We start from the raw sequence: 22,764 nt of genomic DNA, 5'->3' as shown, positions 1-22,764 counted from the left end.
TTTATTTTGGCACTCGTTCCAAAAATTCTTTGAAGAATGCAATGAATTTTGGTAACTACAATGTTTTCTTAAAGAATATCGTTGTATGTACCTTCCCAGGTAGTTGTGTTCGTTTATATTCTTTAAAGCCAAATCCTTCGTACATTTTGGCAAGCCATGGATGTTCTGCGGCAGTGCCCAGTGTTACGGCCGGTGTTTTATATACATTGCGCAATAGGTCTTCTGCTTCGGCAAGAACTTCACGAGCATAGCCCTTTCCCTTATGTTCAGGGGCCGTCACAAAGTGTGCAATATGTGGATATATGTCTGGCGTAGCTTTGGGTATCCAAGGCATGCGGAATGAAATAGAGCATACCAAGGAACCATCTACGTAGAGACCAAATACAGGATATTTTAAGATCCATGCACGAGACTCTTCTGGGCTAAAGTTGATAGCATCAAAGGATATAGGATAGTTCTTATTCTCTGCATATCCCGCAATCAATACCTCATGGTACTCAGCTGCATCATCTACGGTTAATTGTCTAAATTCTTTCATATGTACCTCATTTAAAGCGACCTAATTCTAAAAATATTAGGTCGCCATAAATTTCTATATTACTAGGATAGCACGCATTATTATGCTCTGCATTATTTATAGAGCAGTATTTTTATAGAGCAGTACTATTTATAAAGCTGCGCTATCTAGAGGCAATTCACTATCGAGTATAAGATAACGGCTCAAGAATTTACGTGTCCGTTCTTCTTTCGGATGTTCAAGGACAACCTTAGGGTCCCCTTGTTCTACGATAACGCCGCCTTCCATGAATACGACTTGGTCGGCCACTTCTTTGGCAAAGCCAATTTCGTGAGTTACGATAATCATCGTTACCTTTAACTCTTTTGCAATCTTGCGGATAACAGCCAATACTTCGCCTACGAGTTCAGGGTCGAGAGCAGATGTAGGTTCGTCAAAGAGGATAACCTCTGGGTCCATCGCAAGGGCGCGAGCGATGCCGATACGTTGTTGTTGGCCCCCAGATAATTGTACCGGATAGTAATCATCATAGCCTTCCATGCCTACTTCCTTGAGGAAGCGTTGAGCAATTTCACGGGCTTGAGATTTTTTCATCTTTTTAACTGTTACAAGGCCTTCCATGATATTTTCAATTACTGTCTTATTAGAGAACAAGTTATAAGACTGGAACACCATGGATGTATTACGGCGTACGTTTAAGATTTCCTTGTTAGATGCTTTATGTAAGTCTACAGAAATATCATTTAATTGCATTGTCCCTGCATCGGCTTTTTCAAGGAAGTTCAATGTTCTAAGGAACGTCGTCTTACCACTACCGGATGGTCCAAGGATAACCGTTACAGATCCCGTTGGCACATGTAGGTCAATGCCCTTTAAAATTTCACGATTCCCGAAGGATTTGTGAACTTGTTTAATATCTATCATAATGCATTACCTCGTTTATACTTGCTTGCATAGATTTCTAAACGATGGAAGATAAATTCAAAGACAATCCCCATCACCCAGAATAGACCGGCCACCACGATGTAGGCCTCAAAATACTGTGAATTTTCCTCTGTATATAACTTTGCAGCGCCAAACAATTCAATAACGGTGATAACGAATACAATGCTGGTACTCTTCATGGTGTTAAGGAACTGATTCGTAAATAGTGGCAACGCAAAGACTGTCGCTTGTGGCAACACGATGCGGCGGAACGCTTGGAACCAAGTCATACCGATGGCCTGAGCCGCTTCCATTTGCCCTTTCGGTACCGATTGTAAGGCAGCCCGAAAGATTTCACTCAAATAGGCCCCTGTGTGCAAGGTTAAGCCTACAACGGCTACGAAGGTAGCTGGCACCTTTTCAAAGGGCACATGCACCCCTGTTTGATCCTCTAATGCGAGGAAGAGAATTGGTAAACCATAGTACACGAGGTATAAGAGAACCATGTTCGGAATACTACGGCACAATAATACGTACAAGTAACTGAGCTGACTGAGCACAGGTACTTTGTTTTGTTGTAGCACGCAACTTAATAATCCTAGGATTGTACCTAAACCAACGCTGAGGAAGGTAATCATGAGGGTGACTTTCACATAAGGAATGACAGCAAAGAAGGTGCCATAAATATAGGTTGAATCGATTATATGTCCCATACGCCCCTACTCCTCACTGATCAAAATGCGTTGCGTTTCCTTGCCCGCAACGGTAAAACGTTTTTCAAGCAATCGGCCCAAGAGGGACACGATGATAATTAGAATGCCATAAATGATGGCCGCGTCGACGAATAACTCAAGATAGCGCTGACTATTGCCGCCCATGAGGTCCGCCTTACGCATCATATCCACAACGCCGACGTTAAAAATGAGCGCCGTCCCTTTCAACATGCCAATAACGAGGTTCGTCAACGGTGGAATGCTCATGGTGAAAGCCTGCGGCAAGATGATGCGCACATAGCTTTGGAACTCGGTCATACCAAGGCTTTTAGCAGCTTCCTTCTCACCAGGAGCCACCGCATCAATACTGGAGCGCATGATTTCTGCGCTGTAAGCCCCGATATGTAAGGTAAACACAGCGTACACAAATACAAGGCCTGGCACATTTTTCATGTTAAGCCCCATATGGGACATAATTTCTGGCCCCCCAAAGTATATAAGGAAGAGCTGTACCAAGAATGGTGTGCCCCGCATAAAGGAAATAAATACGATAAATAATTGGTTTAATACTGGAACCTTCTTGAGGCGTATGATGGCTATGATAGAGCCCAAAATAACACCTAAGATGGCAGAAATAACGGTGATGAGCACCGTTACATGCACATAATTCAAGAGCTGTGGAAACGCTTGGATCATGTAGGACACATCAAAATACTTGCCCACAGTAGCACCTCGCTTCTAGACATAATAGAATAAGGCCGCCAAGGCGGCCTATCCGTTATTTTTGTGTTGGATCGAATGTGTAATCCCCACCAAGATATTGTTCAGAAAGTTTTTTCAACGTACCATCTGCACGCATTTCTTTCATAGTTTTATCGATTTTTTCGTTTACTTGTTTCATGTCATCTGTACGTTTAGACAAGAAATAAGTTGGTACTACGGCCAATACATCACCTACAGCTTTGAGTGGCAAGCCACGGTCTTTAATAGCAGAGTTAATTACGTATTCATACTCACCTGCTGCATCAGCACGGCCTGTAGCAACGAGGTTTAATGTTTCTGCACCTGCTTTATCTGTATAGATAACTTCGATTTGAGGATTTGCTGTTTCGTTGAATTGTTTTACTAACTCGTTGAACTCAGAGGATGTAGTAACGGCGATTTTCTTGCCTTTCAAATCATCCAATTTAGAGATGTCGTTGCGATCGTTTTTAACTACTAATTTACGTGTAGAGTAGTTGTTAACCTCATTTGTGTAGTAGTATTTTGCTTCACGTGTCGGGTTGCGACGCATTTGGTTTGCAATCATGTCAACTTGGCCTGCATCCATTGCTACAAAGGCAGCATCAACGGCCATTGGTTTGAAGTTGAAGTGAAGGTCAGGATTACGACGCTCAATTTCTTTCAACAATTCTACGTCAAAACCAGTAAGATTGCCATTATCATCTGTGTAGGAATACGGGCGAACCGTACCGCGTGTAGCTACGTTAATTACTTTAGCATCAGGATTTACCTTTGCATCCTTAGATGTATCGTCACCGCAACCAGCCACCACAAGCACGCCTAGTGCCAACGCGCCAATAGCAAATAATTTCGTCAATTTCTTTGTATTAAACATGTAAAACTCCTTCTTTTCGCAATGTTTGCAGGAATGACTCTACCTTATCTGTATGGGTAAAAGCTTCAATGATTCTATCTATTTGATCAGCCTTCAAGGTAAGGCCTAATTTTATGCGTATATCCTCCATAGTGAGAGGATTATTCGGTGATCCTTTCGGATTGTTCACCGTTTCTGTGAAAGTATCTCCATTTTTCAATATAACGGTTACTTTCGTAATCCGCTCTGTTTGGGATACCTTCGGTAAATCATAAACACGCTCAATTCGTGACATATAGTCTCGTATTGATGAGTCTATGATATCTATCTTGAATAATTCATCCTGTACCGCCCCATACGCGAGGACTTGGTACACGATGTACTCTATGGAAAACTGCCCTTCTCGACCTGTTGTTGGCGATGTATAACGCAATGCCGCATCAGCACCAGGCGGGAAGTGAACAGTCACTCGATCTATCTCATCCCAAAGGGAGAAATCGGGGGTGGTACATAATCTACATTGATCTTGTTCCTCTGTATCTGGTGAAAGGTAGTTGTGTTTAGACACATACGAAGAAAATGTATATAGTCTATGTGCCACGATTTCTACTGCTTCAGCGCCACAAATGGCTGCCGAGCAATAGGGGTGGACCTTCATCCACAAACCAGGATCAATAAGTTGTCCTGGTGCTAGCCAACGGCTAGCGATGTCATTTGATGTAACGGTAATATTACCGATTGTTTTAAACCAACCCCGTTCAGGGTCAAACGGTTTTGTACTTGTTTGAAGTGATGTATGTTGTAGCAGTTCGTAAGCCCACACGCCATTGCGTGCTGCTAGTCCCGCATGGAGAGGCTTACCATCTGTACCACTTTGAAAGAACATGCCCGCCGATTGAGTAGCAGCCAAAGACAGGAGCTGAGCCAAACTTTCACCATGAAGGCCTCGCAAAGCGCCTATAGCGGCCGCTGCCCCAATCACACCAACGGTCCCCGTAGAATGCCATCCTTGGGTCCGATGGGCAGGATTGATGAGGGAACCAATAACCCCCTCAAGCTCGGCACCGATGATATAGGCCCGAAGGAAATCATGCCATGTATCATGCGGCTCGAGCACTGCCAACAAAGCAGAATATAAAACAGTACTGAAATGACCTGCCAAATTTGCCTGGGCATCATCAAAATCTAAATAATGGGAGGCAAAGCCATAATACAAAGCTTTATCGGCTTTAGATACGTTTTCTCCATTAGTCCCGATGAACCGAGCCAAATCTTGAACGGCCTGTTCCGTCTCAGCCGGCGCTAGAGATGCCAAATAATCTAGAAAAGCAATGCGAGCCACTGACAGGAGGTCCTCACGGTTCGTCACATCCGTTTGTTCTATGTGGTTCACAATCGTCTGTGTTACTAAATCCATGGGGCCCCCTTTCAGTTATCTATACAATCTATTATTTACCAAATTTTTCAGCACGGTCATTTGGTTCTAACCAAATGGAGTCGTCTGGACCTTTTGGAACGAGGCGTGGTAGGTCTTCAAATGGCGTATGGTCTACATAGTAGAAGCGTTTACGCATAGAGTCGAAGTCTGTTGTGCCACCGAATGCTGGATTAGAGTACAAATCCTTCGCATAGTTCCAAAGATTTGGATAGTCTACGAGGCGTTTTTTATTCACCAAATATTTTTGGTAGAACACGAGATCAAAGCGCGCTAATGTTGGGAAAATACGGATATCAGGGTCTGTAATGGTATCCCCCATCAAGTAACGTTGCTTGCTAAGGCGTTCTTCGAGCCAATCTAAGCGAGCAAAGATACGATCATAGTAATATTCGTAATCTTTTTGGTTTGTTACAAGAGCTGCCAAGTTTACAGCCAAGTTGAAGTCAGCGTAGATGATAACATTCAATGCATCGATGTCAGCACGCAATTCTTCTGGGTAAATATCTGGCGCATCAGGGGAGATGAAATCTTTAAAACCCAATGCCAACTCAGTAGTCAACGCATGGTAGTCGTTGTTTACTACCGCACCTGTTGTAACATCTACGATAGCCGGTACTGTGGAGCGTGCATCGTAGTTAGGGTCGCCTTTGCGGTACGCTTCACCTAAGGAGTGAATGCCCAATACAGGGTCCTTCTCATCCTTATCAAGGGTAAAGAACCAGTCTGCAATTACACCTGCAGGACGCAATGGATCAACCGTACCTTTTGAAATCACTTTATCTAGTCCGAGCAAATCGATGGCAATAGCAATACGGTGAGCCCAAGGGCAATGCTTAGACCATACAAGGCGGTAACGGTCCTTTTCTACAGGTAGAAACCCTGGTTCACTGCCAAAAGGTGTTGTGAATTGAGGCTCTTCACTATCAGAATATTTTTGACGACGGTTAAAATTCGATGCATCTTTACCTTCATACTCCTTCTGCTCCCCTTGAGAACGAGGGTTACTAGATTGAAACTCAGAAAAATCGATAGGACAAGGATTCATAGCGCGTTGAAACTCAACTTCTTTTCGAGCCGCCGCAATACTAGGATCCTTGATGTTGCTTACATCTACGTGTTCACTCATTCTATACTCCTTATAAAGGTCATCCCCATTAGCTTTATTCCACTTTTTATGGTGAAAGCTTTTGTGATATCCCTCAACTATTCCTACTAACTCAATATGAATATAAACCTATATTATATTATTTAAAAACCTATGTCAATAGTGGGTATTTATATTTTTATAATGATTATTAAAAATAAAAAAGCTCAAGCTATATCATTTCTAAGATATAACTCGAGCTTTTTAATTATGCGTTATGTAAATGTAAATATTATATGTTAAGTAAACATTATGTGTATTGAATAAACACTAGTATTGGTAAGATTTTTATTCGTGAGGTGTTGTATAGTTAATATCTTGTGCCTTGTAACTTTCACCATGAGCTAATACATGAACGATGGTTTCCAATGTGGCACGTACAGTTTCAACAGCCATGCTTGGTTGATTTGGTTTATCCACCACTTGGGATGGCAAGTATGGGATGTGCATAAAGCCCGCCTTAATATTGCCCTTTTGCGCAGCATAGTGACATACACCATACATCAAATGATTGCATACGAAGGTACCCGCTGTATTGGAAACCTTAGCAGGAATACCGTTTTGATGTAACGCATTGACGATATTTTTTATGGGCAATGTCGCAAAATAGGCACTAGGGCCATCAACTACAACAGGTTCATCTTCCGGTTGATTGCCCCCATTATCTGGGATGCGAAAATCGTCGCAGTTAATAGCAACGCGTTCCACTGTAATATCAGGACGACCACCTGCTTGACCTACACACAGGATAAAATCTGGTTGGCACTGTTCAGCGGCTGCTTTTACAGTATCAACAGATTTATAACGAATGGTAGGAACCATTTGTGTCACTACCTTGTAATCACCATCAGTATAACCATCCATTGTTTTGACCGCTTCCCAAGCCGGATTAATAGGTTCACCGCCAAATGGATCAAAACCGGTAATCAAAATTGTTTTCATCACACTACCTCATAACGATATCTTATGGTGCATTAGAACAATTAAACATGATATATAACCTTAGAAGATATATCATATAGTTTCATAAGCATATCGTGCTTTCACAGAAAAGGGTTAAATAAAGTAATACATTAATAGAATATTCAATACGAGCATGATTAATGCAATTGGAAGTTGTGCTTTAATAACGCCGTATTGATCGCGCATTTCAAGGAGTGCTACCGGTACAATATTAAAGTTGGCCGCCATAGGTGTCATCAAAGTACCGCAATAGCCAGCAAGCATTGCAATAGCACCGACAGCTGCTGGGTTAGCACCATGAGCTACAACGAGCATTGGGATACCGATGGCACTTGTAATCATCGCAAATGCGGCAAACGCGTTACCCATAATCATTGTAAAGATAACCATACCGATGCAGTAAGCCACAACAACGAGGAATACATTATCTGCTGGTACTACACTTGCGACTGCACTGGAGATAAGTTTACCAACGCCAGCCAAATTAAATAGATACCCAAGAGCCGCTAATAACTGGGACAAAATAGCAGTCCAACTGATAGCATCGATAAGTCGACGGCCTTCATGGAAACCTTGGTTAAGTTCGCCCTTTGTAATATAAAGAGCAGCACACATAGCAATGATTGCGGCAATACCTAGACCAACAAGAGCTCCTAACTTAGTAAAGAAACCAATGAAGAATGTAATAATACCAACAAGTAACGCTGGTACGAAGATAACATTACCAATACGAACAGCTTCGCCTTTTTTGAATTCGATAGGAGATTCAAAGTAATGGCCTTTGCCGAGTTGTTTTACTAATACGATAGCTGCCATAGCAATTACAAGCCAGCCATTAATTTCCTTGGAGAGATAAGAACCAAAGATAAAGGATATGCTATATAAGAGCCAAAATAAGCCTGTACCAATGCGATATTTATGTTCTTTATCTAAAAATGATTGAATAGCAAAGATAAATAGAATAATCCCTACGAGAAGATATACATAATCTAAGGGCTGCATTTTATAGAGTATTTCTAACATATTATTCAGCCTCCTTCTTAAATTCTTCTGGTGTAACAAGAATATTTAACTCATTAGGTACTAATTTACCAGCTTTCATATCCGCTTCATCACGAGCTACAGAGGCTTGAATTGTTTTATCAAAGATAATAAAGCGAATGAAGTTAACAATATATGCACAAATAGCAGTTGGCAATCCGTACAATACCATATCTGTTAACTCTACAGAATAACCTAATTGTTCCATAACGCCTTTGATGAGTAATAACCCACCAGCAGCAAGGAATAAGTTTTGACCAAAGAAGTTACCTATATTATCTGCAGAAGCAGCTACACCACGCACCTTATCAAGTGTACGTTGAGATACTGGACGACCTTGAGCTACCGCAGCTTCACTCATGGGAGCGATTAATGGACGAACCATGGCAACCATACCAGACATGTTAATACCAAAAGCTACTGTTACTTGGCGCACAAATAAATAAATCATAAAGATACGCCCTGCCGTAGCAGCGTTGATCTTGCCAATCAAAATTTCTGCCCGTTCACGTAAGCCGTGACGTTCCATAAGTCCAATAACAGGTAATATCAAAATAAATAATGACATATAACGATTTTTAACGAAAGCCTCCCCAATGGCACCAACGATATCGTTGATACTGAGACCACCTGCAAGGCCCGTTACAAAACCTGCGGCTACGACAACTAACAAGGCATTAAAGCGCAGCATCAGACCGATGACCATCACTAAAATACCTGACAAAATCAACATATGGACACATCCTTTCTACAAATCATCCATAACACATATAACCATAAAGATACGTTATATGTATATATTATATACTGAATAGTCATAATCTTACAAAAAAAAATACCTTGTATCTAAATTTAGTGAATGTCCCTGATCTGCGATCAGAGCATAAAACACTCAAATAGAGTACAAGGTAATTTACGTAATTAATATAACGCTTTCTTAATTAATTTAATTCTTTCTTAAATAATATAGTTGTATGCTGTTTTCCTCTAAAATGAACCTTATCATACGCCGTAAACCCAAAGGATTCATACATTTTAGGCAACCACGGATGCTCCTTAGCCGTTCCTAATGTAACAATATGTGTTTTAAACTGTTCTTTTAAAAGCTCCTCTGCATAGCCCAAGACTTCCCGTGCATATCCTTTGCCTTTGAAAGCTGGTGCCGTTACAAAATGAGCAATATGCGGATATTTATCCGGCGTTGAGTATTTCACCCAAGGCATACAAAACGTAATAGAACTAACTAATTGCCCATCAATATACAAGCCGTATACAGGATAATTCTCAATCCATTCCTTAGATTCCTCTTCCGTAAAATCAATGGCATCGAAGCTAATGGGATAGTCTTTTATAGCTGCGTAACCGTCGATTAGTACCTTATGATATTCTGCTGTATCTGCAACTGTTAATTGTCTAAATTCTTTCATGGTCTTTCCCTCATATCTATATTTTTATTCACAAACTACGAATATTAATTCACTTTGTGAAAGTAATTATACACCTATATGTATTTATTTGCAATATATTTACATAAACATTATATGAAATCATAATATCTATAAAGGAAATCTTATATGCAATAATGTAATATATACAACAACCCTCAGCCATACTAAGTATCAAATAAATTAAAGATCCAAATTCTCAACCGAAAGAGTGTTTGTATAAAAATAAACACAATACAATTAAAATCTCAATCAAAAACTCTATTCTCTCTAACCGTGATTGACGTATTTTTATAAAATAAGCACAATACCACAAACAAAAAGATTTAGACAAAAAAACAGGATGTATCAAAAGATACATCCTGTTTTGAGCTTTTACAATCTCTAGAGAAAGTTAACCCTATTGATTATTGTATATACGGGAACCGTATACGTCACGTTCGTTTTTAGGTTCGTTGTTAACGCGAACACGTTCAGTTTTATGACGATCGTTATCATCACCAGAAATACGATCAACACGGAAGTGGTTAAGACGAATATTTTGTAATTCAGGACCGAATTCATTCAATGCACGTTTCATGTTTTCGTCAATAGGAGCACCATTTTGAAGTGCACGATACAACATTGTAGCGAATTCGTAACGAGTCATCTTAACATCGCCTTTGAATGTGCCATCAGGGTAGCCAACAAGGATACCATTACCAGCCAATTGGCTAATATATTGGTAAGCCCAGTGGTTGCGAGGAACGTCTGGGAATTCAGCAGTTTTGCTTGGATCAATTGCATGTGGAGTCAAGATTTGTAACAAGTTATTATATTTGTTTTCCATATCTTGAAGACGTGCGTTCAATTCAGCAATTTCACGCCCCATAGCTACGCGGGAACGGGATTCAGGGGAACGTTTACCAAGACGGATGGATACACCTGCGTTCAATTGAGTTTCGCCAGTACCTACAGTGCCACCAACGGAGAACATTGTATCTTCGTTAGGTCGGTAGAATGCGCCCAATGCAGCGGAGTTAGCATTATGGTAGTGACCATAACCAGCAGCAATTGTCCATTTGTCATCTGGGTTGAAGTCCAATGGATGCAATGCAGCCAATGCAGCAGAACCTGCACCTACTTTATTAACGCGTCTTTCAACAGTACCAACACGACTAGTCAAGTTCTTAATATTATTATTAATTTGGCCAGGTGTGGAATTGTTGATTTGTGTTTGTAAATCATTAGCTACGGAATATAATTGGCTACCGTTTACAGCATCTGTAGAAGTAGCGGAGATTTCTCCAGCCGCAACATTTTTAATTTGACGTTCAGCACCAGCTTTACCTACAGACACGGAACCATTAGCTGCAGAACCTACGCCAGCAAAGCCACCAAAGGTATGACCAGCGATGGTTGCACTACTTTGAGCTGTAGCTTCACTTGTAGTAGAACCTGTGCCTAATGCGATAGAGTTTAAATGTGTTGCATTTGCATGATCACCGATCGCCATAGCGTAGTCAGCTGTAGCACTCGCATCAGAACCAAATGCATTAGAACGCACATTAGTTGCCTGTGCACCAGCGCCAAATGCTTGAGCATGATCACCAGATGCAAGGGCAGAGGAACCCATAGCAACAGAATGATTATTAGTTGCTTGTGCGCTAGAACCAATCGCATTAGATTTATAGCCAGACGCTAGTGCTTCATAGCCAATAGCTTGTGAGCGAACTTCGGAAGCCTTTGCACGAGTACCAATAGCGGTAGACCATGTACGTTGTGCTTCAGCAGAATGACCAATAGCAATAGATTCATTCATCAACGCTTTGGAAGAATTCCCCATTGCTAATGCAGAGGTACCTGCTGCAGTATTGTTAACACCTATAGCGACAGAATTACTTTTCCAGTCACCAGTTCTCTTTGTAGCATCATCTGGCTCATTTTCATAATCACGATCACGGAAGTTTGCATCAGATTCTTTTACAGTATTACCACTACCATACGCAACTGCATTATTAGCACCTGTAACAACATTAGTGTTGTCCATTACAACAGAAGCAGCGTCTACTGGATTAACATTCGCACCAACAGCAGTGACAGCAGCCAATACAGCAAATGCTAATTTTTTGGAATGTTTCATTTCTCTCATCTTACACCCTCACTAAATTAAAAAATTATCCAAATTACAATACAATTTTTCATTCTCTCTATGTTCCGTCTCTCACCTCGGTCTGAACAGGCGCATATTCTAAATTAGCATAAAGAAATACCCCTAATCAGTTTAAGAAAAATTTATATTGTCGATTACCCGCATAGCATATCAAAGTTTTACGATATACACAACCCTTTTTTCTAACACAAACCAAATTACCAAGTCTTTATACCTATCAAAATCCGCTTTATTCCTAGCTTTACAGGGAAATAAATTTTACTCATTATTTCCCCTTATGAGTTAAATTTTTCGCAACTTTGTAAACTTTTCTCATATAACAAACTGTATAACTTATAAATAAATAACCACCTTATAAGTACGCAAAATATACCTTATATCCTCATTAATTCACATTCACACTTAATTCATGAATTATATGTGAATTAAACTGTTCTGTATATTTAATCAACAACTTAACATTTTATTATAATTTTATATTTCTATAGCGCCAGTATCTATCAATGCAAATCGGTGCCCCAAAAAACGCTAACGAGAATGTTATGAGAATAAACATGACAAATACAATTTATATTGACTAGTATTTTATGTATATGTTTAAAAAAAGAAGGCCCCTATTCTTCATGAAAATACCCCTTTTACTGATTATCCAGTAAAGGGGGTACATATCAAAAATAGGGGTTTTATAACAAGAATCTTTCTTTATTATATGTAATTATGCTAATAATGCACTTACAAGTGCTTCTGCTTTATTAAAATCGGATTCTTCTGGGTTCCAGTTGCATTTAATTTCCGGTTCTACTACAGAGAATCCATATTTAGTCAACTCTTCACGGAGTACCTTTGTAGATTCACCAGACCAACCATAGGTACCGAATACAGCAGCCTTTTTATTTTTAAATTTCAACTCACGCAAGAAATCGAGCCAACCAGCTACGGAAGATAATACGCTATTACCTACTGTTGGAGACCCTACAGCAATAGCTTTAGACTTAAAGACTTCCGTCATGATGTCATTTTTATTGGTTTTACTAATATTGAAAATCTTAACACGTGTATCAGGTGACTGTTTCGCAATTTCTTCAGCAATCTTATGGGCTAATTTCTTGGTACCATCCCACATAGTGTCGTATACTATTGTGATTTGATCCTCTTGGTACGCTTGCGACCACTCATAGTATTTTTCTACGATTTGCATTGGATTTTCACGCCAAATCGCTCCATGACTCGTAGCGATGATATCGATTGGCAAGTTAAGCTTTTGAATTTCTTCAACTTTAGCTTTTACCAATGGAGAAAACGGATTCAAGATATTAGCGTAATACTTCATTGCCTCTTCCCATAGACGGCATTGATCGGCCTTGTCGGCCCACAATTCCTCTACGGCAAAATGTTGACCAAATGCATCGTTAGAGAACAAGATATTATCCCCTGTCATATAAGTCGCCATGGAATCAGGCCAGTGGAGCATGCGCATTTCTACGAACACCAAGGACTTTCCGTTTCCAATATCTACGGAATCCCCTGTTTTAACGGTTCTAAAGTTCCATTCAGGGTGATGATATTGACCAACCAAGGACTTAACAGCATTTTCCGTACAATAAATAGGCGTATTAGGGATTTTTTCCATCAATGCAGGCAAGGAACCGCTGTGATCCACTTCGCCGTGGTTACATACGATAAAATCAATCGCATTCAAATCAATTTCAGATTCCAAATTATCGATGAACTCAGAGGAATGAGGTTTCCATACAGTATCGATGAGGACCGTCTTCTCCTCTTCAATCAAATAGGCATTTTGGCTAGACCCATTATTAATGGTGTAATCAGAACCGTGAAACTCTTGCAATTCCCAGTCGATTTTACCAACCCATGATACGTTGTTTTTAATGTGCTTTCTCATGATAACCTCCATGTTCTGTGAAAGTAAATATACTCACCTCATATCTTTTAATGAGTCTATCAAGGCCCACAGATGAGAGAAGCAACTTTCACCGGTATTACCCAATATATGGCCCCATGTTGTATCAATAGATACAACACAAATCGGTCATTAACTATGGTTCTATTATACGGACATCACATAATGAAGTCTGTACCTGTAGGTACAGATTTGAGAATTATTATAAAAACCACTCATAGGTAATCACATGCCGTACATTAGTACACATCGATTTCCCATGAGTGGTTAAGAGTATATGTAATTATATGATTATTTATTACCCGATTTAGATAGTCCAGGGATAGCTTTATAGATATATAATGCAATATATCCATCAACCAAACTATGAACGATGGTGCCGCCGCCTACAAGAACAAATACAACGTAGATGAGATCAATGTTTGGCATCGTAGTTGTAGTGTAGAACAATAGGCATGCTAGTACCTCACCAATAGCGTGAACGATCGCACAAGCAAGGTTAAACGCAACAAAGGATAGAGCCCCTGTTAATACGCCTGGATGATGTTTAATATAGTAAGCCCCCATCAAGGCAAAGATGATATGAGATGCAGCACGCATAACGATAACAATTGGGAAGCCTGCTACAAAGAAGCCGAGCGTAGAACCTATCACGACACAAGCTGCCATCTTACGAGATAAGAACATGGACAGGAATATAGGAACATGACTCGCCAATGTATACGATGCCGGTGGAATCACAACTTTCAAAGGCATTACAATAGGAATCATAATGGCTAATGCCATCAATAAAGCAGTAATGGTTAAATTTCGATACATCGAAGAATTCATAAAGGCCTCCTTAAGGACTATCTTCCCACACATCTACCAATATAGCACTCTAATATATGAAGAGCAACTACACATACCGCTAGGCGTCCCACAAAAAAGAGAGGGCCTTACAACCCTCTCTTATTTAATTAGACAAATATATTATAATATCTGTATTTTAACACTTATGATACGATTTTGAAAATGACGTAACTCACGTTAATAAATTTGAGGAATCTTAATTCATTGCTTTTATAAACGTTCAATTACGGCTTGTGCCATTTCTGTGGTACCAACTCGTTTTAAACCTTCGCGATAGATATCTCCTGTACGGTAACCATCAACGAGCACTTGTTCCACAGCACGTTCAATAGCATCAGCCACTTGAGGTAAATCAAGGGAATGACGGCACATCATAGCTGCAGACAAGATTGTGCCCAATGGGTTCGCCAAATTTTGGCCCATGATGTCTGGTGCGGAACCGTGGATTGGCTCATACAATGCTGTGCCTGTACCCATGGATGCAGATGGTAAAAGCCCGATAGAACCGGAGATTACAGCGCCTTCATCGGACAAGATATCGCCGAACAAGTTTGTCGTAACGATAACGTCAAATTGTGCAGGATTTACAACGAGTTGCATCGCTGTGTTATCTACATAGAAGTAATCTGTTGCGATGTCTGGATTAGCAGCCGCCTTCTCTTGCGCGATTTTACGCCACAAACGAGAAGACGCCAATACGTTTGCTTTATCTACGGATACGACCTTTTTGTTACGTTTGCGAGCTGTTTCCATGGCGATGTCCATGATGCGCTCTACTTCGTAACGGCTGTATGTTTCTTTATCCCAAGCGAACTCGTTAGCACCTTCACCTTGTGCCTCTTCCCGTTCACCAAAGTAAATACCACCAGTCAACTCACGAACGATGACGAAATCTACATCTTGTACGAGCTCCTTTTTAAGCGGAGAATACTCTTGCAAAGATGGATAGATTTTCACAGGACGCAAGTTGCAGAACAAACCAAGCTCCTTGCGAAGGCCTAAGATTGCCTTTTCAGGACGGATAGACGGATCTACATTATCCCATTTAGGACCGCCAACAGCGCCAAGCAATACAGCATCAGCATTTTTACAAGCCTCGATAGTATCCTCAGTCAACGGCACGCCATACGCATCAATAGACTCACCGCCCGCTTTTTTATCGATCCAATTAACCTTTACACTGGCTTTCTCAAAAGCCACATCGCACACAGCCTTCGCTGCTGTAATAATCTCAGTACCGATACCATCACCAGGAATCAATACAATATTCTTTCCACTCATCTTACCTCTCCAATATATAGTTAAAGATTGCAAACCTCATGCTCTCCCTCAGTGCCCTTTGCGAAGAAATCGCAATAGAACTTAATGGGACAAGAGCTGGCATATCCCTTAAGACTGACTTAGCTCGCTCCTCACTCCCCCTCTGCCACAAATCCATTCAAGATATTGTTAGCTAGAGGAATTTTAAGTTTTGCTACACAAAAGTAGAATCGTTGGAAACGAAACACGTGTCGAAACCGACTTAGCTCGCTTTGGAGGCTTGAGATACGTGTTTCGTTTCATTCTGCTACTTACGGTTTTTAGCAAAACTTACAAGACCACCGGCTGCCGCAATGTCTTGAATGAATTGTGGCAATTCAGTCCCTTGGTATTGTTCGTTTTTCGTCAAGTTGTACACGATACCTTTAGACAAGTCTACGCCTATAGCATCGCCTGCATCGATACGATCAACTTGTTCACCGATTTCCACAACTGGTAAACCGATGTTGATAGCATTACGGAAGAAGATACGTGCAAAGGAGTGTGCTATGATAACAGGCACGCCTTTGGCTTTAATAACGCCCGGTGCATGTTCACGAGAAGAACCACAACCAAAATTTTTACCAGCTACCATGATTTCGCCGGCTTTCACATTAGGAGCAAATGTTGTATCAATATCTTCCATCGCATGTTCAGCCAATTCGTTCCAATCAGCAATCGCCAAGTAACGAGCCGGAATGATTACGTCTGTATCTACATCGTCGCCGTAGCGCCAGATTTTCTTGCTTTCAAAATCCATATTAAACCTCCTCAGGGCCTGCAATGCGGCCTAATACAGCACTTGCTGCCGCCACATAAGGGCTTGCCAAATATACTTCAGAATCAACGTGCCCCATACGACCACGGAAGTTACGGTTTGTTGTGGAGACGGTGCGCTCCCCTGCAGCCATGATACCCATATAACCGCCTAGACAAGGACCACATGTTGGCGTGGACACAGCGCAATCAGCTTGAATAAAGATGTCTAACAAACCATCTTTCATAGCTTGGTCGTATACATCTTGGGACCCAGGGATTACGATACAACGAACGAATGGAGCTACTTTTCGACCTTTGAAGATCTCTGCAGCTGCCACCAAGTCTTCGTAACGGCCATTTGTACAAGAGCCGATGATAACTTGGTCGATTTTAATATCTTTGTCGATTTCGTTGATGTAATGTGTGTTGGATGGCAAATGTGGGAATGCTACAACTGGTTGTAATTTGGACAAGTCAATTGTAATAGTTTGGGCATATACCGCATCAGCATCTGGAGTGATTGGCTCAACAGGGCGATTTACGCGACCTTTGATGTATTCTTCAGTAATTGCATCGTAAGGGAATACGCCACATTTACCGCCCGCTTCGATAGCCATGTTACAAATTGTAAGGCGATCAGCCATAGTCATATGTTGTACGCCTTCGCCGGCGAATTCAAGAGCCATGTAACGAGCGCCGTCTACACCGATTTGACCAATCAAGTCAAGAATTACATCTTTCCCCGTTACCCATTTATTAGGTTTGCCGATAAGCTCAACCTTAATGGTTTCAGGCACTTTGAACCAAGTTTTACCTTCCGCCATAGCGACGCCTGCATCAGTGGAGCCTACGCCTGTGGAGAATGCATTCACCGCACCATATGTACAAGTATGGGAGTCAGCACCGATCATCATTTCACCAGGACCGATAAGCCCTTTCTCTGGCAAAATAACGTGCTCGATACCCATTCTACCTACTTCAAAGTAGTTCGTAATGCCATGTTCGCGTACGAAATCGCGCATTACTTTCGCTTGTGTAGCGGATTGAATATCTTTATTTGGCGTAAAGTGGTCAGGCACCAAGTAGATTTTATGACGATCAAATACAGGTTTGCCGATTTTTAAGAACTCTTTGCGAGCCGGTGGGAATGTGATGTCGTTCATCAATACCGCGTCCAAATGACACTCGATGATTTGGCCTGGCTTTACAACATCAAGACCCGCGTGGCGAGCCATATTCTTTTCAGTAATGGTCATACCCATATTATTCTTCCTCCTGTTGTTCTAGCTCCATAGCTAGGAATACTGAGTTTACTGCATTAATATATGCATTTACACTTGATTTAACGATATCGGTGCTGATACCACGTCCATGATACAAGCGACCGTTATATTCTACCTTGAGAGTTGCTTCCCCAAGGGCATCTTTACCAGCTGTGATAGCGCGGATTTGGTAATCTTTCAAGCTGATTGGCAAGCCGACCACACGTTCAACCGCTTTAAGGGATGCGTCTACTGGACCATCACCAACGGCAGCATCAGCTTTTTCACCTTCCGGAGTCATGAGACGAACATCAGCATAGGCATAGCCTTTTTCACCCAATTTATAGTATTGAGCCACGAGTTCAAATGCTTTTTTGTGGTGAAGATTATCTACTACAAGGGCTACGATATCATCATCGTATACTTGTTTTTTGCGGTCCGCCAATTCTTTGAATTTACCGAAGAGGTCGTTGATTTTCTCTTCTGTGAAAGATTGGAAGCCAAGTTTTGTCAAATGATCGGCAAAGGCATGACGGCCAGAGTGTTTACCTAATACGAGGTCTGTTTTTTCAGCACCTACAGACTCAGGCGTCATGATTTCATACGTTTCAGGGTTGCTCATCATACCATGTTGGTGAATACCAGACTCATGAGCAAAGGCGTTAGAACCTACGATTGGTTTATTTGGAGGAACTACAACACCTGTTAAACGGCTCACAAGTTTAGATACTTTCGTAAATTGTTTTGTATCAATATTCACTTGAAGGTCATCGAAATAATCATGGCGTGTTTTAAGAGCCATAACAACCTCTTCAATTGCTACATTGCCTGCACGTTCACCTAGGCCATTAATTGTGCCTTCTACTTGACGTGCACCTGCTTTAATAGCAGCTAATGTATTCGCATTGGCAAGGCCTAAATCATCATGACAGTGAACGGAAATGATGGCATTTTCAATACCTGGTGTATGTTCTTTAATATAGCGGATTTTATCACCAAATTCGTTAGGGTTCATGTACCCCACAGTATCTGGTACATTAATAATTGTAGCGCCACCAGCGATAGCCACGCCGAATACTTCACACAAGAAATCTAAGTCTGTACGAGCCGCATCTTCACCAGAGAACTCAATTTCATCGAATTTGCCTTTTGCAAATTCCAAGATAGATTTAACGCGATCCAATACCTCTTGACGAGTCATTTTCAATTTATATTTCATGTGGATTTCGGATGTAGCGATAAACACATGCAAGCGGCTGCGCTCTGCATCTTTCAACGCATCAGCCACCTTTTGCACGTCCTTTTCGTTGGCACGGGCCAAGCCACAAATTGTTGTGCCTTTAACCTCGCGAGCAATCGTTTGTACCGCTTCAAAATCTCCAGGGGATGCAGCTGGGAAGCCAGCCTCGATTACGTCGATGCCGAGGCGTACTAGGCCTTTCGCAATTTCAATTTTTTCAGGAGTTTGTAAAGATACACCTGGTGTTTGTTCCCCATCACGAAGGGTTGTATCGAAGAAATATACGCGATTTTGATCCATAATCTTCACCTTTTCTGTACTAATAAAACATAACGATGTATTATATCTATCCATTGTGAAAGTTTAGTAAAACCGCCAATTTCAACACTATTCGGCTAATGCCAACACAGATACATCAAATCAGTAATTTTACTAGACTTTTACAATAAAAAAAAGCCCCTCAGAACAACTGTCGTTGCTCAAAGGGGCGTTATATTCATAACACGGTACCACCCTAATTGGGACTCGTTGCGGGTATAACGGAACCACCGTCGATGACTACTGCTGCATTCGCCACCAAAGCTCACGGGAGAGTGTCAGCGTACAACCTCTATTGCCTCGCACCAACCGGCAACTCTCTGAAAGCAGGACCTGTAAACCTTTATACCCATTCATAGCTCGTTTTAAGATATAAAGGTATTATACGGCATTCTATAGAACTGTGTCAACAGGATGGACATGTGAGTTTTGTGAAAACACAGTTTTATCGTTACAATTTGACATTCCCCATGATTTCACGCATAATGTAAATACTCAGTATCAATGATTGGAGGAATTATTATGAGTGGTTCAAGCAAATTTTTCTTTATTTTATCGGGTATTGTAAGCATTATCCTGGGGATATTCTTACTATTAAACCCCTTTACAAATCTCATAGCTTTTGCCTGGCTATTTTCTATTATCTTTTTTGTTAATGCAGTCAGCTCCATTATAAATTATTTTATGTTACCGGCTGAATTACGTAGCGGCTGGTATCTTATCGACGGCATGATCAATGCACTATTCGGTATCTATTTAATATGCGGCGGATTTGCATTCCTACCATTAGTACTCCCAATCACAATCGGCATCTGGATGGTAATTGAAGCCATCTTTATTTTCATTAAATCAAGAAAGTCCGACAGCATGGTATCACTCATGGGACGTAATGCAAAATGGCTTGCACTAATTCTTTTACTATTAGGCCTATTACTTATATTCGAGCCGATCGCTTTTGGTGAAGCATTTATCTATTTCATCGCCTTCGGTTTCTTATTTGACGGAATTTATTCCATCGGTGAGGCTTTTAAAAAATAGAATATAACTAAATAATTACACTATAAGATTGACCATGTACTGCCAAAACAGCTGTCATAAATTACGATGTCTATTTCGTATTTGTGGCAGCTATTTTATTTGAAAGTATCTATCCAAAAGCATACCTCTACGCAATCAATCTAAAAAGCTTATCCACTCTAAATGCTCAAAATTATTTAGTATTCTCTTATCCATTTTTACAACTTGATTAGTAAGTTCTATTCGATTATTAACAAATGAAATATCTGTATACCATTCCTTTAAACTAGCATACACATCATTCTCTAAATCAATAATGATGGTTTCAATAGGATCCCAGGTCTTGCATCTTACAGACTCTACCATAACCATACTACTACCTATGAAAGTAACATCCCTACCATAAATCCAAAACGGCAATGCTTTCCCCTTTATAGAAATAGAATATATAGCATCTCCATGAGGCGGTTCTGTTTCATATTGCGCTTTTATATTGTACTTTTCCATTATCTCATTGCTAGCATTTTCTATATATGGCAACGTTGAAATCTTATAATTATCTGCGTTCATATAAGCTCCGTTATTTTTAATATGAAGCACACCAAAGAGGACTGTATATCGCTATTTGTGTAAAGAGTATTTTGCTATACTTATTACGAAGAGAGTCTGTTGACGTGAGTTAGGTTCATCTCCGCGAGGAGGTGATACTATGACAAATCATGAAGTTACCTATGTAATTATCATAGTTCTGTTATCAGTAGTCACTATCATTGCACTAGTTAAGTAGTACAACGATAAACGCCTAACGTATAGAGGAGTGCAGTCCTCTAACACGTTAGGCGTCATCATAATTTTGTTCAGTTTTAGATGAGCCTAACGCCCTAATCACGTTAATGGGCTCTCTTTATATGTATATTATAAGCTAATCAGGCTTAAAAAGATAGTACAGCAATAAACTTAATTAGTACCTACACTGTTAATCATTTCTCTAGCACGCTCAACAGAAACTGGCTCATTAAATAAGAACACATGATTTTGTCCTTCATGTTCCCAAGATGCTAAGTAAACAGCGTCATCTACCATTCGATAGGTTATCGTCATCCCATTTATAATCTCTGTTTTCTGAGGTACATAATCCTTATAGTCACCTGCGATATTACCTGATACGGTAGATACTCGGTATTTAATATACTGCGGCATATCATCTACACGGTCAAAATATGTTCCTTTTAAAAGCTCATGATAGGCATACACCACCTGTAGCACATCATAATCCACAATGGCTACATGTATAGGGCGGAGTCCCTCTACCCCCATCGGCAACTGAGGATTAAAGTTCAAATGCTGTTTAGCCTCATACACAGTATCAAACACCTCTATTGCCTGCCCCTTACGAATACTTTTATAATCTATATCAGTCATAGTACAACTACCAAGCCCATCGGGACATGGAAACTCATTTCGATCGCCATAAGGCTGATCATAAATAGAATTGCCATTAAGTCGAAACCGTATCAAGTCATCTGCGGAGACAATATTAATAGAACCTATGAAAGCTAACGTGGCCAGTGCACATATAATCTTTTTCATGATACATTCCCCTATAAACAAACAACATGTATTAAGTAAATTATATCAATAAAAGAACAAATGCCTATATAATACTAGTTACAGCATGATTCTAAGTCTATAATAAGCTGATGCCGAAGACACGCCTGAGCAAGATTAACTACTAAAATTTCAATAATCCCTTTTCATCAAACTTAAAGTTTGGACCCCATGCAACTTCCCAGTAATATCCATCTGGATCAGCAAAATATGCATGATAACCACCCCAAAAAATATCTTGTGGTTCTTTTACAATTCTTCCCCCAGCATTTCGTACTAATTCAATGACACTATCAACATCTTCTTTATGTTCAACATTATAAGCTAATGTAATTCCAGCAAATCCATTTCCCGTTGGAGGATTGCTTTCATCAATATCTTTTGCTAATTGTTCCAAAGGAAATAGTTCAAATTTTGTCCCTGCTGTATTGAAAAATATTACTGGCGGATTATTTTCTTTACAGTCAGTCTTATATCCCAAACCGTCTCTATAAAACTTTATTGATCGTTCCATGTCTCTAACGCCTAAGCATATGCAAGTGATCTTATTCATT

General features: G+C 40.4%; 22 protein-coding genes and 1 other annotated feature. Of the genes, 1 reads left to right on the top strand and 21 read right to left on the bottom strand.

Annotated features, from left to right (window positions below; genetic code table 11):
• Positions 1 to 55: 55 nt before the first annotated feature.
• The 18 genes from ACGHIY_RS00575 to ACGHIY_RS00490 form a co-directional block, all read right to left on the bottom strand.
• Complete coding sequence (locus ACGHIY_RS00575) at positions 56 to 538, bottom strand: GNAT family N-acetyltransferase (RefSeq protein ID WP_390525573.1); 483 nt, start codon at positions 536 to 538, stop codon at positions 56 to 58.
• 129 nt (positions 539 to 667) lie between these two features.
• A complete protein-coding gene (locus ACGHIY_RS00570) occupies positions 668 to 1,441 on the bottom strand; it encodes an amino acid ABC transporter ATP-binding protein (protein WP_390525572.1) in 774 nt (257 codons plus the stop codon).
• Positions 1,438 to 2,154 (bottom strand): amino acid ABC transporter permease, encoded by a 717-nt coding sequence (locus ACGHIY_RS00565; protein ID WP_004694252.1) that lies wholly within the window; start codon positions 2,152 to 2,154, stop codon positions 1,438 to 1,440. The genes ACGHIY_RS00570 and ACGHIY_RS00565 overlap by 4 nt, the downstream gene beginning before the upstream one ends.
• A gap of 6 nt (positions 2,155 to 2,160) precedes the next feature.
• Complete coding sequence (locus ACGHIY_RS00560) at positions 2,161 to 2,877, bottom strand: amino acid ABC transporter permease (RefSeq protein WP_390525571.1); 717 nt, start codon at positions 2,875 to 2,877, stop codon at positions 2,161 to 2,163.
• Positions 2,878 to 2,932: 55 nt separating this feature from the next.
• Positions 2,933 to 3,772: a transporter substrate-binding domain-containing protein gene (locus ACGHIY_RS00555; RefSeq protein WP_021147573.1), complete on the bottom strand. Its 840-nt coding sequence runs from the start codon at positions 3,770 to 3,772 to the stop codon at positions 2,933 to 2,935.
• Positions 3,765 to 5,168 (bottom strand): MmgE/PrpD family protein, encoded by a 1,404-nt coding sequence (locus ACGHIY_RS00550; RefSeq protein WP_390525570.1) that lies wholly within the window; start codon positions 5,166 to 5,168, stop codon positions 3,765 to 3,767. The genes ACGHIY_RS00555 and ACGHIY_RS00550 overlap by 8 nt, the downstream gene beginning before the upstream one ends.
• A gap of 31 nt (positions 5,169 to 5,199) precedes the next feature.
• A complete protein-coding gene (locus ACGHIY_RS00545; RefSeq protein ID WP_390525569.1) occupies positions 5,200 to 6,315 on the bottom strand; it encodes a glutathione S-transferase C-terminal domain-containing protein in 1,116 nt (371 codons plus the stop codon).
• Positions 6,316 to 6,621: 306 nt separating this feature from the next.
• Positions 6,622 to 7,275: a pyroglutamyl-peptidase I gene (pcp, locus tag ACGHIY_RS00540; RefSeq protein ID WP_390525568.1), complete on the bottom strand. Its 654-nt coding sequence runs from the start codon at positions 7,273 to 7,275 to the stop codon at positions 6,622 to 6,624.
• A 114-nt stretch (positions 7,276 to 7,389) separates the two neighbouring features.
• A complete protein-coding gene (locus tag ACGHIY_RS00535; RefSeq protein ID WP_215676179.1) occupies positions 7,390 to 8,319 on the bottom strand; it encodes a DUF979 domain-containing protein in 930 nt (309 codons plus the stop codon).
• A 1-nt stretch (position 8,320) separates the two neighbouring features.
• On the bottom strand, positions 8,321 to 9,070 hold the full coding sequence (locus ACGHIY_RS00530) for a DUF969 domain-containing protein (RefSeq protein WP_278452005.1): 750 nt from the start codon (positions 9,068 to 9,070) through the stop codon (positions 8,321 to 8,323).
• A gap of 208 nt (positions 9,071 to 9,278) precedes the next feature.
• Entirely contained in the window at positions 9,279 to 9,764 is a 486-nt protein-coding gene (locus tag ACGHIY_RS00525; RefSeq protein WP_004694271.1) for a GNAT family N-acetyltransferase, read from the bottom strand.
• 418 nt (positions 9,765 to 10,182) lie between these two features.
• Positions 10,183 to 11,913 carry an S-layer homology domain-containing protein gene (locus ACGHIY_RS00520; protein ID WP_195213557.1) on the bottom strand — a complete coding sequence of 577 codons (1,731 nt, stop codon included), beginning with the start codon at positions 11,911 to 11,913 and terminating at the stop codon, positions 10,183 to 10,185.
• Between the two features lie 736 nt (positions 11,914 to 12,649).
• Positions 12,650 to 13,837: a flavodoxin domain-containing protein gene (locus tag ACGHIY_RS00515; protein WP_390525567.1), complete on the bottom strand. Its 1,188-nt coding sequence runs from the start codon at positions 13,835 to 13,837 to the stop codon at positions 12,650 to 12,652.
• A 309-nt stretch (positions 13,838 to 14,146) separates the two neighbouring features.
• On the bottom strand, positions 14,147 to 14,686 hold the full coding sequence (locus tag ACGHIY_RS00510) for a hypothetical protein (RefSeq protein ID WP_287520920.1): 540 nt from the start codon (positions 14,684 to 14,686) through the stop codon (positions 14,147 to 14,149).
• Positions 14,687 to 14,917: 231 nt separating this feature from the next.
• Complete coding sequence (leuB, locus tag ACGHIY_RS00505; RefSeq protein WP_287520918.1) at positions 14,918 to 15,988, bottom strand: 3-isopropylmalate dehydrogenase; 1,071 nt, start codon at positions 15,986 to 15,988, stop codon at positions 14,918 to 14,920.
• 286 nt (positions 15,989 to 16,274) lie between these two features.
• Positions 16,275 to 16,766 (bottom strand): 3-isopropylmalate dehydratase small subunit, encoded by a 492-nt coding sequence (locus tag ACGHIY_RS00500; RefSeq protein ID WP_008603290.1) that lies wholly within the window; start codon positions 16,764 to 16,766, stop codon positions 16,275 to 16,277.
• Position 16,767: 1 nt separating this feature from the next.
• Entirely contained in the window at positions 16,768 to 18,027 is a 1,260-nt protein-coding gene (gene leuC, locus ACGHIY_RS00495; protein WP_227065733.1) for a 3-isopropylmalate dehydratase large subunit, read from the bottom strand.
• A gap of 1 nt (position 18,028) precedes the next feature.
• Positions 18,029 to 19,567 carry a 2-isopropylmalate synthase gene (locus ACGHIY_RS00490; RefSeq protein ID WP_390525566.1) on the bottom strand — a complete coding sequence of 513 codons (1,539 nt, stop codon included), beginning with the start codon at positions 19,565 to 19,567 and terminating at the stop codon, positions 18,029 to 18,031.
• A 180-nt stretch (positions 19,568 to 19,747) separates the two neighbouring features.
• Positions 19,748 to 19,951, bottom strand: a binding site (T-box leader).
• A gap of 156 nt (positions 19,952 to 20,107) precedes the next feature.
• Between ACGHIY_RS00490 and ACGHIY_RS00485 the strand changes: the two genes are divergently transcribed.
• Positions 20,108 to 20,623 carry a DUF308 domain-containing protein gene (locus tag ACGHIY_RS00485; protein ID WP_390525565.1) on the top strand — a complete coding sequence of 172 codons (516 nt, stop codon included), beginning with the start codon at positions 20,108 to 20,110 and terminating at the stop codon, positions 20,621 to 20,623.
• 135 nt (positions 20,624 to 20,758) lie between these two features.
• On the opposite strand, the gene ACGHIY_RS00480 is transcribed toward ACGHIY_RS00485, so the two are convergent.
• The 3 genes from ACGHIY_RS00480 to ACGHIY_RS00470 all read right to left on the bottom strand — a co-directional run bounded on the left by ACGHIY_RS00480 (position 20,759) and on the right by ACGHIY_RS00470 (position 22,763).
• The gene (locus ACGHIY_RS00480; protein WP_024062104.1) at positions 20,759 to 21,172 is read right to left on the bottom strand and encodes a hypothetical protein; all 414 of its coding nucleotides are present in this window, start codon (positions 21,170 to 21,172) and stop codon (positions 20,759 to 20,761) included.
• Between the two features lie 387 nt (positions 21,173 to 21,559).
• Complete coding sequence (locus ACGHIY_RS00475; protein WP_390525564.1) at positions 21,560 to 22,192, bottom strand: hypothetical protein; 633 nt, start codon at positions 22,190 to 22,192, stop codon at positions 21,560 to 21,562.
• A gap of 142 nt (positions 22,193 to 22,334) precedes the next feature.
• Entirely contained in the window at positions 22,335 to 22,763 is a 429-nt protein-coding gene (locus ACGHIY_RS00470; RefSeq protein ID WP_105086807.1) for a VOC family protein, read from the bottom strand.
• Position 22,764: the final 1 nt, after the last annotated feature.

The sequence above is a fragment of the Veillonella parvula genome, from assembly GCF_042850485.1.
Classification (GTDB): Bacteria; Bacillota; Negativicutes; order Veillonellales; family Veillonellaceae; genus Veillonella; species Veillonella parvula_Q.
This window is presented reverse-complemented; position numbering and strand designations above follow the sequence as displayed.

Coding starts and splice junctions, on each gene's coding strand:
- ACGHIY_RS00575 (WP_390525573.1), bottom strand. CDS start 538: ATGAAAGAATTTAGACAATTAACCGTAGATGATGCAGCTGAGTACCAT.
- ACGHIY_RS00570 (WP_390525572.1), bottom strand. CDS start 1,441: ATGATAGATATTAAACAAGTTCACAAATCCTTCGGGAATCGTGAAATT.
- ACGHIY_RS00565 (WP_004694252.1), bottom strand. CDS start 2,154: ATGGGACATATAATCGATTCAACCTATATTTATGGCACCTTCTTTGCT.
- ACGHIY_RS00555 (WP_021147573.1), bottom strand. CDS start 3,772: ATGTTTAATACAAAGAAATTGACGAAATTATTTGCTATTGGCGCGTTG.
- ACGHIY_RS00550 (WP_390525570.1), bottom strand. CDS start 5,168: ATGGATTTAGTAACACAGACGATTGTGAACCACATAGAACAAACGGAT.
- ACGHIY_RS00545 (WP_390525569.1), bottom strand. CDS start 6,315: ATGAGTGAACACGTAGATGTAAGCAACATCAAGGATCCTAGTATTGCG.
- pcp (WP_390525568.1), bottom strand. CDS start 7,275: ATGAAAACAATTTTGATTACCGGTTTTGATCCATTTGGCGGTGAACCT.
- ACGHIY_RS00535 (WP_215676179.1), bottom strand. CDS start 8,319: ATGTTAGAAATACTCTATAAAATGCAGCCCTTAGATTATGTATATCTT.
- ACGHIY_RS00530 (WP_278452005.1), bottom strand. CDS start 9,070: ATGTTGATTTTGTCAGGTATTTTAGTGATGGTCATCGGTCTGATGCTG.
- ACGHIY_RS00525 (WP_004694271.1), bottom strand. CDS start 9,764: ATGAAAGAATTTAGACAATTAACAGTTGCAGATACAGCAGAATATCAT.
- ACGHIY_RS00520 (WP_195213557.1), bottom strand. CDS start 11,913: ATGAGAGAAATGAAACATTCCAAAAAATTAGCATTTGCTGTATTGGCT.
- ACGHIY_RS00515 (WP_390525567.1), bottom strand. CDS start 13,837: ATGAGAAAGCACATTAAAAACAACGTATCATGGGTTGGTAAAATCGAC.
- ACGHIY_RS00510 (WP_287520920.1), bottom strand. CDS start 14,686: ATGAATTCTTCGATGTATCGAAATTTAACCATTACTGCTTTATTGATG.
- leuB (WP_287520918.1), bottom strand. CDS start 15,988: ATGAGTGGAAAGAATATTGTATTGATTCCTGGTGATGGTATCGGTACT.
- ACGHIY_RS00500 (WP_008603290.1), bottom strand. CDS start 16,766: ATGGATTTTGAAAGCAAGAAAATCTGGCGCTACGGCGACGATGTAGAT.
- leuC (WP_227065733.1), bottom strand. CDS start 18,027: ATGGGTATGACCATTACTGAAAAGAATATGGCTCGCCACGCGGGTCTT.
- ACGHIY_RS00490 (WP_390525566.1), bottom strand. CDS start 19,567: ATGGATCAAAATCGCGTATATTTCTTCGATACAACCCTTCGTGATGGG.
- ACGHIY_RS00485 (WP_390525565.1), top strand. CDS start 20,108: ATGAGTGGTTCAAGCAAATTTTTCTTTATTTTATCGGGTATTGTAAGC.
- ACGHIY_RS00480 (WP_024062104.1), bottom strand. CDS start 21,172: ATGAACGCAGATAATTATAAGATTTCAACGTTGCCATATATAGAAAAT.
- ACGHIY_RS00475 (WP_390525564.1), bottom strand. CDS start 22,192: ATGAAAAAGATTATATGTGCACTGGCCACGTTAGCTTTCATAGGTTCT.
- ACGHIY_RS00470 (WP_105086807.1), bottom strand. CDS start 22,763: ATGAATAAGATCACTTGCATATGCTTAGGCGTTAGAGACATGGAACGA.